Genomic DNA, 14190 nt, shown 5'->3' with positions numbered 1-14190 from the left:
GGTTAAGCTGAGCTTACTTAAGCTCAACCTCAGCACCAGCTTCTTCTAACTGCGCTTTTAATGCTTCAGCTTCGTCTTTAGCAACACCTTCTTTTACGTTGTTTGGTGCACCGTCAACTAATTCTTTTGCATCTTTTAATCCTAAACCAGTTAATTCCTTAACTAATTTCACAACTGCTAATTTAGAAGCACCTGCTGCTTTTAATACTACATCAAATTCTGATTTTTCTTCTTCAGCGTCACCACCTGCAGCAGCTCCACCTGCAGCAACTGCAACAGCAGCAGCAGCTGGCTCAATACCGTACTCATCTTTTAATATAGTAGCTAATTCATTAACTTCTTTTACTGTTAAATTAACTAATTGTTCTGCGAAATCTTTTAAATCTGCCATTTTTCTATTGTTTTAATATGTGTGTGTTATTTTCTTTTGTGTTTGTTTGAAATATTATCCTTCTCTTTCAGATAATGTTTTTACTATACCAGCGATTGTTCCTCCACCAGACTTAAGTGCAGAAATAACATTCTTAGCTGGCGATTGTAACAATGTAACAATCTCTCCAAGAAGTTCTTCTCTTGACTTAATTTCAACTAGTGTATCTAACAATTCATCTCCAACATAGATTGCTTCTTCAATAAAAGCACCTTTTAATAAAGGCTTTTCAGATTTCTTACGAAATTCCTTAATTACCTTTGCAGGAGCATTACCTGTTTCAGAATACATTACTGATGTATTTCCTTTTAAAGTTGATGGTAACTCACCGAAATCTTTTTCCGATGCTTCCATAGCTTTCTCTAAAAGTGTATTCTTAACTACAGCTAATTTTATATTAGATTTAAAACACGCTCTTCTTAAATTAGAAGTTGTTGCTGCATCCAAACCAGATATATCTGTTAAATAGATGTTAGTACTATCTGCTAACTGAGCAGTCAACTCTTCAATTACTTGCGATTTTTCTTCTCTTGTCATAATATTCTAAGTTTAACTACTATACTATTTTTGTGTCTATTGCTATACTTGGGCTCATTGTACTAGACATGTAAATACTTTTCACGTAAGTACCTTTAGCAGCAGTTGGCTTTAGCTTAATTAAAGTAGATAGTAATTCGTTAGCGTTACCAACTAATTTATCAGTACTGAACGATGCTTTACCTATTGGTGCATGTACAATACCTGTTTTATCAACTTTAAAATCTATTTTACCAGCTTTTACTTCACTTACAGCTTTACCTATATCCATAGTAACTGTACCTGTTTTAGGGTTTGGCATAAGACCTCTTGGTCCTAATACTCTACCTAATGGTCCTAACTTACCCATAACGCTTGGCATAGTAACGATAACGTCTACATCTGTCCAACCATCTTTTATTTTTTGTAAGTAATCATCTAACCCAACATAATCAGCACCAGCTTCTTTAGCTTCTGCTTCTTTATCTGGTGTTACTAATGCAAGAACCTTCATGTCTTTACCTGTACCGTGAGGTAAAGAAACAACACCACGAACCATTTGGTTGGCTTTACGTGGATCTACACCTAATCTTACTGCTATATCTACTGAAGCATCAAACTTAGTGTATGTAATTTCTTTTAGTAAAGCTGAAGCTTCTTCTATAGAGTAAAGTTTGTTATTATCAACCTTTGCTCTAGCTTCTTTTTGCTTCTTTGTTAATCTTGCCATTTCTAAAAATTTAGTTTGGAGCTTCACCTCCTTTAACAGTGATACCCATTGATCTTGCAGTACCAGCTACCATTTTCATAGCTGACTCGATTTCAAATGCATTTAAATCTTGCATTTTATCTTCTGCAATTGCTTTAACTTGATCCCAAGTTACTTTTGCTACTTTACGTCGGTTAGGTTCTCCTGATCCTTTTTTTACTTTGGCCGCTTCTAATAATTGTACTGCTGCTGGTGGAGTCTTGATTACAAAATCAAAAGATTTGTCTTTGTAAACAGAGATTACCACAGGTAAAACTTTACCTGGTTTATCTTGAGTTCTAGCATTAAATTGCTTACAGAACTCCATGATGTTAACTCCAGCGGCACCTAAAGCGGGTCCTACCGGTGGCGATGGATTCGCAGCACCTCCCCGAACTTGTAGCTTAACTACTTTGTCTATTTCTTTTGCCATTTCTAAATGTTTAATGCGAATATCTAAATTTGGAAGCTAGATGACTCGCTATCTTTATTGTAACAATTATTATACTTTTTCTACTTGCATATAGCTTAACTCTAATGGTGTCTTTCTTCCAAAAATCTTCACCATTACTTCAAGCTTACGCTTTTCTTCATTGATTTTCTCGATTGTTCCATCAAATCCGTTGAATGGACCATCGATAACTTTAACAGTTTCTCCTTTTGTAAATGGTATTGCAACATTAGCATCTGCTTCAATTGACAATTCATCTACTTTACCTAACATTCTGTTTACTTCAGACTGTCTTAACGGTACAGGATCACCGCCTTTTGTCTCACCTAAAAAACCAATAACGTTTGTAATTGACTTAATAATGTGAGGAATCTCACCACTTAAATTGGCTTGAATCATTATATAACCAGGAAAATAAACCTTTTCTTTATTGATTTTTTTCCCGTTACGTATTTGTATTACCTTTTCTGTAGGTACTAAAACCTGATCAACATAATCATCTAAACCCAATCTAGAAATTTCATTTTCTATGTAGGTTTTTATTTTATTTTCTTGACCACTTACAGCCCTAACAACATACCATTTTTTATCAGACATCTTTCTCCTTATGTTATTATTAGCTAATCATTTCAAAATAAGCTTTCACAGCTCTACTAAACACTGTATCCACACCCCAAATAGCTAAAGAAAATAGAATTGAAAACACAGCTACGATTACCATTAATCTCTGTGCTTCTGGCCATGGTGTCCATGATACATTGTTTTTCAATTCTTCAAAAGATTCTTTTATATAAGTTGCTATTCCTGCCATTTGAATACTTTTTTAAGATGAAATAATCATCTGATTAAATTTGCACGGGAGGAGAGACTCGAACTCCCGACACCTGGTTTTGGAGACCAGTGCTCTACCAACTGAGCTACACCCGTAAATAATAATCAAGGCGTTCCGAAAAAACGGAACACCTCAATTACCTATTTATTATATTTTAGTTTAGTCTAAAATTTCAGTTACCTGACCAGCACCAACTGTTCTACCACCTTCACGGATAGCGAAACGTAAACCTACGTTCATTGCAATTGTGTTAATCAACTCAACAGTGATTGTTAAGTTATCACCAGGCATTACCATTTCTACACCATCAGGTAATTGGATATTTCCAGTTACGTCAGTTGTACGTACGTAGAACTGTGGACGGTAGTTATTATGGAATGGCGTGTGACGACCACCTTCTTCTTTCTTAAGGATATAAACCTCAGCTTTGAATTTAGCGTGTGGTGTTACTGAACCTGGCTTAACAATTACCATACCTCTAGAGATTTGAGTTTTCTCAATACCTCTTAATAAGATACCAGCGTTATCACCAGCTTCACCTCTATCTAAGATTTGACGGAACATTTCGATACCTGTGATAGTAGAAGTTAACTTTTCAGCACCCATACCAATGATTTCAACAGGATCACCAGTGTTAGCTACACCAGTTTCGATACGACCAGTTGCTACTGTACCACGACCAGTAATAGAGAATACATCTTCGATAGGCATTAAGAAAGGCTTATCCATATCTCTTTCTGGCTCTTCGATCCAAGCATCAACTTGATTCATTAATTCCATTACAGTATCAACCCACTTTTGCTCACCGTTAAGTGCACCTAAAGCAGAACCTGCAACTACAGGACCATTATCACCATCATACTCATAGAATGATAATAAATCTCTGATTTCCATTTCAACTAATTCTAATAACTCTTCATCATCAACCATATCCACTTTATTCATGAATACAACGATACGAGGAATACCTACCTGACGACCAAGTAAGATATGCTCACGAGTTTGTGGCATAGGACCATCTGTTGCAGCAACAACCAAGATAGCACCATCCATTTGAGCAGCACCTGTAACCATGTTCTTTACGTAATCCGCGTGACCTGGACAGTCAACGTGAGCGTAGTGACGATTAGCAGTAGCATATTCTACGTGAGAAGTATTAATAGTGATACCTCTTTCTTTTTCTTCTGGTGCATTATCAATTTGATCGAATGATCTTGCTTCAGATAAACCTGCATCAGCTAATACTTTAGTAATAGCAGCAGTTAAAGTTGTTTTACCGTGATCTACGTGTCCAATAGTACCAATATTTAAGTGTGGTTTTGAACGATCGAAAGTTGCCTTTGCCATGTTTAATTTATTTAATCTTATTTTTAATATTAGTGTTCAAATGTTGTTCTAAATGAAATTAGAAAAAGAGCCAATGACGAGATTTGAACTCGTGACCTCTTCCTTACCAAGGAAACGCTCTACCCCTGAGCTACACCGGCCGATCATTTACGATTGCCGATTTAAGATTCACGATTCGCAAATCGCGCATCATTACTCGTAAATTTTAGAGCGGGAGACCGGGTTCGAACCGGCGACATTCAGCTTGGAAGGCTGACGCTCTACCAACTGAGCTACTCCCGCATTTATAATTAAGTTTCCTTAATTAAAGGTTTTCAATATTTCAAAGTTTTCTGACTTATCAGAAATTTAGTGGGGAGAGCAGGATTCGAACCTGCGAAGACTTAGTCAGCAGATTTACAGTCTGCCCTCGTTGGCCGCTTGAGTATCTCCCCAAAACAATTCAAAATTTCAACATTTATCGGTTATTTCACTCTTTAAAAAACAACCTCTAAAAGAGCCGATGGAGGGACTCGAACCCACGACCTGCTGATTACAAATCAGCTGCTCTAGCCAGCTGAGCTACATCGGCTTTTTGTTACTTTTTTAGAGTCGAAAACTGACCATAAAAAAGCCCGCTATTTCTAACGGACTGCAAATGTAAGATAATATTTTTTTATTCAAAACATTTTTGAAAAAAAATTATCTAATTATATGCTCTTAATTTTTGCTTGCGTTTTTTTATTTGTCTCTCTAAAGAGGCAATCGCAATGTCTGCGCCCTCTTCAAAGGTTTTGCATTGTTTCTTTACTACAAAGCTATCACCTGGTACGCGTAGCTTAGCTTCAAAAATTTTGTTTTCTTTATCACTAGTATTTTCAACTTTAAGATATACATCAGACTGTATGATCTTATCATAAAACAAATCTAATTTATCCATTCGCTTTTGGATAAAATTAATCAGCTTTGCGTCTGCTGTGAAATTTACAGATTGAGTGTTTACTTTCATATTCTACATTTTAAGTTAAACATGCATGCTAAAAACAATTCTTTAGCACTAAATATATGTGTTAAGTTTTATGACTTAACGTAAATTTCTTGGATGCGATTTAGCATATACTTTTTTTAATTCTGCTATACTGTTATGAGTGTAGACCTGAGTAGCTGCTAAACTGGTATGTCCAAGAAGTTCTTTTACCGCATTTAAATCTGCACCTTTATTTAATAAGTGTGTTGCAAATGAATGTCTTAATACATGCGGACTACATTTTGCTTTAGAAGATGCTTCACTAAAATACTTATTTATTATTCTGTAAACAAGCATTTCGTAAATCTTAACTCCCTTTTTTGTTAAAAATAAATAATCAGAATCCTCAATAATTGGCAATTGATTTCTGTATACAGAATAGTCCCTAATTGCGTTTATTAAAGTATCTATTAATGGTATGTACCGCTCCTTGTTTCTTTTACCCAGAACTTTGAGTTGTCTATTCCCAAAATCAATATCAGATAATTTGATATTCACCAATTCTATACGTCTTATTCCTGTGGCATAAAACAACTCTATAATCAAGTGATCTCTCGCACTCTCAAAATCATTAACTTCAATAGTGCTTTCCAAAACTATTTTCAATTCTTGTTCAGAAAAAGGTAATTGTACTTTTTTACCAACTTTTAGAGCTTTATGTTGCTTTAAAGGATTGACTTGTAGATTTTGAGTTTTTAGTAAAAATTTATAATACGTATTTAGTGAAGAAATTTTTCTATTAATGGTTCGGTTAGAAATACCACTATTAACCAATTCCACGATCCATTGTCTTATTTCGGAATAACCAACTTTAGAAACCTCTTCTGAATCATGCTGCTCATCAAGAAAAAGCTGAAACATTTCAATGTCTCTCATATATGCCAAAACAGTGTGTTTGGAATATTTCTTTTCTAAAAGTAGATATTCTGAAAAGGCTTTGAGGCTCATTTTTAGTTTTTGGTTGAACTTTAAATATAGTGATTTGTTCTAATTTTTTTAAAAATTAAATAGAAAATCCCGCCGACTGGCAGGATTTAAATCTGTTTATTATATAATTTCTTACACGAATCTAAGTCGCAGGCTTATAGTCTTTATTGTCAATTACCATTTTGGCGATAATAAAAACTATTTTCGCCAAAACGCTAATCTTATTGTTTAGGTAGCCGGTTTATAGTCTTTATCATCAATTACCATTTTGGCGATAATCAAAACTATTTTCTCCAAAACGCTAATCTTAATGTTTAGGTAGCAGGTTTGTAGTCTTTATTGTCAATTACCATTTTGGCGATAATCTCCTTTAAGATTTCAGAGGTGCCACCACCAATAGGTCCTAAACGACTGTCTCTAGCCAATCTTGCCATAGGATATTCTTCCATATAACCATAACCGCCTAAAAATTGTAAACATTGATAGATAACATCATCTGCCATTTTAGTAGACTGTAGTTTAGACATTGTAGCTTCTTTAACGACATAGTCACCCATATCTAAACGCTTAGCGACATAATAATTGAATTGCTTACAAATTTCCATTTGTGTAGTACAATCTGCAAACGTATGTCTTAATGCCTGGAATTTATCAATTGTTCTTCCAAAAGCTGTTCTTTCAGACATATATTGTTTAGCATATTCTAACGCGAATTCTGCTCTTGCATGTGCGTTTATTGCCATAATTAAACGCTCTAATGCGAAATGCTGCATAATATACGGGAAGCCTTGATTTTCTTTTCCCATTAAATTTGATGCTGGTATTTCTACATTATCAAAAGCAATCTCTCCTGTATCTGAAGCTCGCCAACCTAATTTATCGAGTTTAGTTGCAGAAACACCTGGAGTATCTCTATCAACTACAAAAATGCTTATACCTTTATTTCCCAATTCTGGGTTTGTCTTAGCTGCAACCACAAGATAGTCGCTATAAACACCATTGGTTATAAAAGTTTTAGAACCATTAATAATATATGAGTCGCCTTTTTTTACCGCAGTAGTTCGCATACCTGCTACGTCACTTCCTCCAAAAGGCTCAGTAATACACAAACACCCTATTTGGTCTCCAGAAATACTATCGGCTAGGTATTTTTCTTTTATTGCTTCGTCTCCTTCTTTATTAAGATGTGTCATTGCCAAATAAGCATGTGCCCACATTGCCGCAGCAAAGCCACCAGAATTAATTCGTTGTAATTCTTCAAGAAGTATTACCGTGTAAAATAAATCTAAATCTAAACCACCATATTTTTCAGGATAAGCCAAACCGAAATAGCCCATATCACCAAACTTCTTCCAAATGAAACGCTCTATATGACCTGTTTCTTCCCACTTTTCGATATGCGGAACGACTTCTTTTTGTAAAAAATCTCTAAGACTTTCTCTGAATAAATTATGTTCTTCTGTAAAATATAAATTGGACATGTATTGTTGTTTATTATAGGTGCAAATATAATTTAATTATCTCGATCTTACTTACCGGAAAATCTTCAACTTTTGTTAATTCATCTAAAGTTTTAAAGCCTTCCCTGAGCGTTCTTTCTTCAATTATATTATTTGCTATTTCGTAATCTATGTATTGTATCTTAACTAATTCGTCTCTAGTTGCACTGTTTAAATTATACGTAGTTATTGGCCTTGGAGTTTTTACTGTGAAGTCATTTGTAATACGCTCTATAACTTCTGGAGTTAAACCCCAAACTTCAGCAAGTTGAATATCTGCGATAAAACCACCGTTAAACTTTTCCCTATATGTTATGATGCGCTCTGAAAGCTTTTCGCCTACTCCATAAACCTTTTGAAGCTGAATCGCTGTAGCTTGATTTAAATCTATTTTTTGAGCGAAGGTTTTTGGTGTTTTTGAATCGGAATATGTATTGGTATATTGTTTTTTAGGTTTTGGATTTGTTACCCAATCTGGAAACTTAAAATATGGAGATATTTGATCTAGCAATGAATCTGAAACACCTGTAACTTCCTGAAACTGTTTCGCGGAATTCACCCATTGATTTTCTTCCCTAAAGACATGAAGTCTATCGATTTCTTCATTAGTCATGCCTAGAGTATAACCTTTATAATCTGTAATATAATTAGGATTGAAAGGATAAATTTTTGGTTTACTGTTTTCTAATTCAACTGTTCGTAAAGAGTCGATTTCTTTTCTGAATAGTTCTAGCTCTTGTTCATCTACTATGATATCATCTTCATTAGAAAAATCCACAAAAAAGTAAACACATTGAGCAATAACTATAATTGCTACCAATAAAAAAATCCCATTCCGTTGTTGATTTGAAAACTGGAAATGGGATTTCATATGTGTTATAAATCTATTTTATAAAACTTCGTTTAAGTCATCTGCACCTTCTTCGATAGCTTCGTCTTTAACATTGATAGCTTTATAGTATTTTTTCAATTCGTTTCTGATTATTGGTGACAATAATACTACACCAATAATATTTGGAACAACCATAGCGAAGATCATTGCATCTGAGAAGTCGATAACGGCTCCCAAACTAATTGAAGCTCCAACTACCACGAATATTAAAAATAAGATTTTATATGCCAAATCTGAAACTTTTCCTTTTCCGAATAAGAATACCCATCCTTGCATTCCATAGTAAGACCAAGAAATCATTGTACTAAATGCAAATAGAATTACCGCTACTGTAAGTACAATTGAAAAATGTGGAATAACACTATCAAAAGCTGTTGCTGTAATCTCAACACCTTCTTTAATTTCTACTCCGTATTCCATAAAAGAGCCATCAAAATTTGTAATCACAATAACTAAAGCTGTCATCGTACAGATTACAACTGTATCAACAAAAGGTTCTAATAACGCTACAATACCTTCACTTGCTGGGTACTTAGTTCTTACCGCTGAATGAGCAATTGCTGCAGAACCTACACCTGCTTCGTTTGAGAAAGCTCCTCTTCTAATACCTTGAATCATCACACCAACAAGCCCACCTGCTATACCTAGACCAGAAAACGCACCTTCATAAATCAACGCGAAGGCATCATCTATAAGTGTAAAATTAGCACCTAAAATTATTAAAGCTGCCAATACATATATACCTGCCATAAACGGTACAACTTTTTCTGTTACCGAAGCTATACGCTTAATACCACCAATGATAACAATAGCTACTAAAACTGCCATTACTAATCCAAAATACAGACCTGCATTACCACCTTCTAAATCGAACAACTTAACAAATTGTGCCGCAGCTTGATTGGCTTGGAACATATTTCCGCCACCGAATGAACCACCAATTACGAATATGGCAAAAACTACAGCTAAAAACTTACCAAAGCCACCCATTCCTTTAGATTTCAAACCTTTTGTTAAATAGTACATTGGTCCACCGTATACCGTTCCGTCTTCACCTACATCTCTATATTTTACACCTAGTGTACATTCAGCAAACTTTGATGCCATTCCTAAAAGACCAGCAATAATCATCCAAAATGTTGCTCCAGGACCTCCAATAGATAAAGCTACTGCAACACCTGCTATATTCCCTAAACCAACAGTAGCTGATAAGGCTGCTGTTAATGCTTGGAAATGTGAGACTTCACCATCTGCCCCTTCATCTCTAATTGTCTCAATAATATCTCCTCCTTCATTAGGTGTACTATCTCCATATAAAGTATCTGCCCCATGTTTTTCTATGTCTTCGTATTTTCCTTGAACAACTTTAATTGCTGTTCTAAAGCCTGTAACATTAATGAACTTGAAATAAATTGTAAAGAACAGTGCTCCACCAATTAACACTATAAGTACCCATGGAATCTGATAGGTATCAGAAAATGGAATCTCATAAAAAATGCCATCCACAAACCATCCTGTATATTTCTTGAAAGCAGCATCAATCTTTTCTGATGTGGTAACTTCTTGAGCAAAGTTTAAAAGCGGTAATACGATTGCAAAAATTGTTAGAAGATATTTCTTCATAAATGTAGTTATTAGTTAGTTTTTGTGTTAAAAGGCGACAAGATGCTAAAAAAAAATGAGTTTTTAAAGCCTGAGACGTTAAAAAGGGCTTTAGTCTTGTGCTATATTGTACTCAGAATTTAGCTTTTGTATCTGCTCTGGGCGACCTAAAACTATGATTTTTGATCCAGGAATTAGCTTGGTCTCTGCTTCAGGATTTACAATATATTCTCCTTTATCATCCTTAAAGCCAATCACAGTACAACCTGTTTTGTGTCGTAAATCTAAATCCTTAATTGTTTTCTCTTGTGATGCATTGTACAGCTGCTCTACCTTAATTTCTTCAATATTAATGTTGCGTTCTCCTACAATGCCTAAGTTATCAATAAACTCTACCAAATCTGGTACTACTACCAAAGAGGCCATGTGATCTCCTCCAATTCTATCTGGAAGAATAACATTATTGGCTCCTGCCAATTTCAATTTTTCATAAGATGTTTCCTGAGATGCCCTACTGATTATAGACATTTGCTTATTTATTTGCCTTGCCGAAAGCACAATAAATAAATTATCTGCATCACTTGGTAACGCACATATCAACGTAGATGCACGCTCAATACCTGCTGCGTACAAAATTTCATCTTCATTGGCATTACCGAAAATAAACGAAATATTATCATCCTGAAACTTATCAATAATCTCCTTATCGCGCTCAATAATCACAAAAGGCTTTTTATACGCCAATAATTTTTTAGCAGCCTGCTTTCCATTACGTCCATAACCACAAATAATAATATGGCTAGACATGGCATCAATCTTCTTTTGCATCTTACGTTGTTTTATATCTTCAAAATTATTTCTGCTCAATATATATTCGGTTATAATGGATATAGCATAACCCACAATAACCACACTAGCTAAAATTAGGAAAATAGTAAATATCTTAGATTCTATATCCAACGGATTCACTTCAGCAAAACCTACAGTGGTTATAGTAATCACTGTCATATAAACAGCGTCTATCCAAGTGTATCCTGAAATAAATTTATAGCCCAAAATACCAATGAACAGCAAAATAACCAACATGGTCAGTGCCGTATAAATTTTAGATCTAAAGAGTTTTATTAATGGGTTATTCATATTACAAATCGAAAACCGAAGAACGCTTGGTATAAATAATATCCTTTATCCGCATCCAAAACGCTAAAAACAAATATAACGCAAATCCGAAACCAACAGTAACAAAGGTAAGGTACATAAAAGATGTTCGTACCACCTTGGCTCTAATACCCAAACGATCGGCTATACGCTGACACACGTAATAACCGCGTTTCTGAAAATAAAGTAATAGTTTATAGAACCAATTCATAGGCGCAAGTTACTTATTTTTTAACAATCAAGCTATTGCCTACAGCACATTGCAAGCATTTATTTTTATCACAATAATTGAGCTTTAATTGCAGTAAAGCTTGGGAATTTAGAGCGTGCTTTTCCAAAGGTTTTAAATCCAAGAATTTTGATACTATGCTATTCTTCTCAATTTTGATTTGTTTGATAAGCTGAAACAAATCGTCGTCAATGGATTTTCCTTGTGACTTTGCATAGCTGAATTTTAAAGGAATAACTGTATTAATAATCAGTAAATCAATGAAAGACTTAGTCAATACTTTTTTAGTTTGTTTTGATGATTTTGTAAACGTATAATGCGTTTTCCAAAAATCTGAAGTTTCTATTTTGAATAAGCTATATAATTCTTCAATGGACTTTGCAGATATAACTTCCGAAAACAAATTGGTATGCGAATGGTATAAATTTGCTAGTTGCGACAATCTAATCGTTGGGAAATTCGGTGGTCTTAACCTAAAAAAATGAAGCGGTAACACTCCTTGATTATTTAGCTTGAATTTTTGCTTTAAAAACTGATAACGTTTTTGAAGGTCTTTATAATAGACTTCTTGCACATCATCTTCAGATAACAAATCGGCTTGACCATAAAATAGCGCTTCCAAATCTGGCACCTCACTTTGAAGTTTTCTAACTATAGCAAACTCAAACGAATTAGATAAACTAAAGAACGATTCACCATTCACTTTGAGTCCAAAATTCTTGGTCAGCATTTTAAACAAAACGGCTTCCCAATCGTTATTAGAGGTTTTTAGCAAATCGAATATAGCATCAGACTTTCGTTCTAAACGCTCTATATACAAACGCTCTAACCAATTATTGAGCAAAAAATCATCAACTTCTAAAAAACTATTGTCGCAATTTATCCACGTATTAGATTTTATCAGCTTTTGATAATTATTCAGCAAGTCCAAATCAATAAAACGTCGTAATTCTAAGGTTGGAATCGCCGTATTATCCTTTCTGAAAATTTCAGAATCATCTTCCCAAACCACATGCAAAATCACATTATCATAAGCTTTGTCTGTTTCATGATGATGCACGTACCAATCGGATGCTTTAATATGAATTTCCACATTACCAGCCCAAAGTTGCCCATCAATTATAAGTTGTGCATTAAAAAAATCTGGACCAGCATTAAGATTGTGTTGTCCTAACTGCTGAATCTCAACCACCTCGTTTTTCGATGTTTTTAATTGCGAGGTGTCAAACGCTTTATGTTTCCAGATGTAGTGAAGAAAATCTTCTTGCATAAAACTAAAATAGGTATTCTACACAGATTTTTTGTGCTAATATGCTATAAATCTTAAAAATACGTAAAGTTACTTATAGTATACCACTGTGAAAAGTGTTAAATTGTAAACGCGATTTATAACCCTAATTTTATGCGCTACTTTGCTCTAAAAAACGATTTTCCCGAATTGGAAGATCGCCAACGCGTCATTAAGCGATTGACAAGCCTTAAAGCAGACTTGGACGAAAAAGTCCCTGAAAAGATTTTTAACGAAAACGTCCTTATTGCCACATGGAATATTAGAGATTTTGATTCTAACCAATATGGTTATGGTCCACGGACCAAAGAAGCATTTTTCTATATGTCTGAAATCATCTCGAGTTTCGATTTGGTGGCTATACAAGAAGTCAACGAAGATCTTTATGCTTTCAATCGCTTAATGTACGTTATGGGAGATCAGTGGGATTATATTATGACCGACGTTACCGAAGGTCATTCTGGTAATGGTGAGCGCATGGCTTATCTCTACGACACTAACCGTGTATCGTTTCAGAAAGTAGCTGGTGAAATTGTTCTCACGCCAAGCAATCTTATTAATGGTAAAAAGCAATTTGCGCGTACTCCATTTTTGGTAGGTTTTCAATCGGGTTGGTTTAATTTTAAGCTTTGTACGGTTCATATTTATTTTGGTGCCGATTCTGGTGCTAAGCTAGATCAGCGTATTGAGGAAATAGACACCATTGCCAAGAACATAAAAAAGCGTGCGAAACGCTATGACGAAAACCTTATTCTATTAGGCGATTTTAATATTTTTAGTCCTGAGCACGAAACTATGCAAGCCCTAAAAAAGCATGGTTTTGTTATCCCAAAAGGCATTGAAGACCATCCGTCTAACATGTATAAAACCAAGCATTACGACCAAATTGCCTTTATGGAAAAGAAAGGCGAAGTCATTTATGGTGACCAATACAATAGTGCTGGAGCTTACGATTGCTACAGCAAAGTATTTACTACAAGACAGTTTAAAGATTACCAAGCTGTGGTTTTAAAAAACCTCAACGATAAACTTGCCCAACAACAAATCAAACTTGCTGACGAAACCGATGTGGAATCCCGTAAAAAGATTGAAAAAAGTATAGCTAAGTTTGAAGGCATTATAGCTGACGAAGACCAACAAAAAGACTACTACAAAAAAGAATGGCGCACATTTCAGCTTAGTGACCATTTACCCATGTGGACCGAACTAAAGATTAATTTTAGTTTAAGCTATTTGGAAAAGATTAAGAGTGAGTAATTAGCCAA

General features: G+C 34.7%; 16 protein-coding genes and 5 tRNA genes. 1 reads left to right on the top strand and 20 read right to left on the bottom strand.

Annotation, left to right across the window (positions count from 1 at the left end; all coding sequences use genetic code 11):
* Positions 1 to 13 precede the first annotated feature (13 nt).
* The 20 genes from rplL to AC2H4K_RS12785 all read right to left on the bottom strand — a co-directional run bounded on the left by rplL (position 14) and on the right by AC2H4K_RS12785 (position 12907).
* Positions 14 to 391, bottom strand: coding sequence for a 50S ribosomal protein L7/L12 (gene rplL, locus AC2H4K_RS12880; protein WP_281140142.1), 378 nt, complete (start codon positions 389 to 391; stop codon positions 14 to 16).
* Between the two features lie 54 nt (positions 392 to 445).
* Complete coding sequence (gene rplJ, locus AC2H4K_RS12875; RefSeq protein ID WP_281140143.1) at positions 446 to 967, bottom strand: 50S ribosomal protein L10; 522 nt, start codon at positions 965 to 967, stop codon at positions 446 to 448.
* 19 nt (positions 968 to 986) lie between these two features.
* Positions 987 to 1676 (bottom strand): 50S ribosomal protein L1, encoded by a 690-nt coding sequence (rplA, locus tag AC2H4K_RS12870; protein WP_281140144.1) that lies wholly within the window; start codon positions 1674 to 1676, stop codon positions 987 to 989.
* 10 nt (positions 1677 to 1686) lie between these two features.
* The gene (gene rplK / locus AC2H4K_RS12865; RefSeq protein ID WP_281140145.1) at positions 1687 to 2127 is read right to left on the bottom strand and encodes a 50S ribosomal protein L11; all 441 of its coding nucleotides are present in this window, start codon (positions 2125 to 2127) and stop codon (positions 1687 to 1689) included.
* A gap of 69 nt (positions 2128 to 2196) precedes the next feature.
* Positions 2197 to 2742 (bottom strand): transcription termination/antitermination protein NusG, encoded by a 546-nt coding sequence (gene nusG / locus AC2H4K_RS12860; RefSeq protein ID WP_281140146.1) that lies wholly within the window; start codon positions 2740 to 2742, stop codon positions 2197 to 2199.
* A 19-nt stretch (positions 2743 to 2761) separates the two neighbouring features.
* Positions 2762 to 2956: a preprotein translocase subunit SecE gene (gene secE, locus AC2H4K_RS12855; RefSeq protein ID WP_281140147.1), complete on the bottom strand. Its 195-nt coding sequence runs from the start codon at positions 2954 to 2956 to the stop codon at positions 2762 to 2764.
* Positions 2957 to 2999: 43 nt separating this feature from the next.
* Positions 3000 to 3072 (bottom strand) — tRNA-Trp (locus tag AC2H4K_RS12850).
* Between the two features lie 64 nt (positions 3073 to 3136).
* Positions 3137 to 4324 (bottom strand): elongation factor Tu, encoded by a 1188-nt coding sequence (tuf, locus tag AC2H4K_RS12845; RefSeq protein ID WP_281140148.1) that lies wholly within the window; start codon positions 4322 to 4324, stop codon positions 3137 to 3139.
* Positions 4325 to 4392: 68 nt separating this feature from the next.
* A tRNA-Thr gene (locus AC2H4K_RS12840) sits at positions 4393 to 4464 on the bottom strand.
* Positions 4465 to 4533: 69 nt separating this feature from the next.
* A tRNA-Gly gene (locus AC2H4K_RS12835) sits at positions 4534 to 4606 on the bottom strand.
* A gap of 70 nt (positions 4607 to 4676) precedes the next feature.
* Positions 4677 to 4758, bottom strand: a tRNA-Tyr gene (locus AC2H4K_RS12830).
* A 63-nt stretch (positions 4759 to 4821) separates the two neighbouring features.
* Positions 4822 to 4895 (bottom strand) — tRNA-Thr (locus AC2H4K_RS12825).
* A 114-nt stretch (positions 4896 to 5009) separates the two neighbouring features.
* Positions 5010 to 5312: an HPF/RaiA family ribosome-associated protein gene (locus tag AC2H4K_RS12820; RefSeq protein ID WP_281140149.1), complete on the bottom strand. Its 303-nt coding sequence runs from the start codon at positions 5310 to 5312 to the stop codon at positions 5010 to 5012.
* A gap of 75 nt (positions 5313 to 5387) precedes the next feature.
* A complete protein-coding gene (locus AC2H4K_RS12815; RefSeq protein ID WP_493742461.1) occupies positions 5388 to 6278 on the bottom strand; it encodes a tyrosine-type recombinase/integrase in 891 nt (296 codons plus the stop codon).
* 293 nt (positions 6279 to 6571) lie between these two features.
* A complete protein-coding gene (locus AC2H4K_RS12810; protein ID WP_493742460.1) occupies positions 6572 to 7738 on the bottom strand; it encodes an acyl-CoA dehydrogenase family protein in 1167 nt (388 codons plus the stop codon).
* 13 nt (positions 7739 to 7751) lie between these two features.
* Positions 7752 to 8627, bottom strand: coding sequence for a ComEA family DNA-binding protein (locus AC2H4K_RS12805; RefSeq protein ID WP_493742459.1), 876 nt, complete (start codon positions 8625 to 8627; stop codon positions 7752 to 7754).
* A gap of 18 nt (positions 8628 to 8645) precedes the next feature.
* Complete coding sequence (locus tag AC2H4K_RS12800; protein WP_493742458.1) at positions 8646 to 10271, bottom strand: alanine/glycine:cation symporter family protein; 1626 nt, start codon at positions 10269 to 10271, stop codon at positions 8646 to 8648.
* 90 nt (positions 10272 to 10361) lie between these two features.
* Entirely contained in the window at positions 10362 to 11390 is a 1029-nt protein-coding gene (locus AC2H4K_RS12795) for a potassium channel family protein (protein WP_493742457.1), read from the bottom strand.
* Position 11391: 1 nt separating this feature from the next.
* A complete protein-coding gene (locus AC2H4K_RS12790) occupies positions 11392 to 11619 on the bottom strand; it encodes a PspC domain-containing protein (protein WP_281140155.1) in 228 nt (75 codons plus the stop codon).
* A 13-nt stretch (positions 11620 to 11632) separates the two neighbouring features.
* Positions 11633 to 12907: a DUF2851 family protein gene (locus AC2H4K_RS12785; RefSeq protein ID WP_493742456.1), complete on the bottom strand. Its 1275-nt coding sequence runs from the start codon at positions 12905 to 12907 to the stop codon at positions 11633 to 11635.
* A 132-nt stretch (positions 12908 to 13039) separates the two neighbouring features.
* On the opposite strand from AC2H4K_RS12785, the gene AC2H4K_RS12780 reads away from it, so the two are divergent.
* A complete protein-coding gene (locus AC2H4K_RS12780; RefSeq protein ID WP_493742455.1) occupies positions 13040 to 14182 on the top strand; it encodes an endonuclease/exonuclease/phosphatase family protein in 1143 nt (380 codons plus the stop codon).
* The last annotated feature ends 8 nt before the right edge of the window (positions 14183 to 14190 follow it).

Source organism: Winogradskyella sp. 266wxhm (genome assembly GCF_058964685.1).
This window is presented reverse-complemented; position numbering and strand designations above follow the sequence as displayed.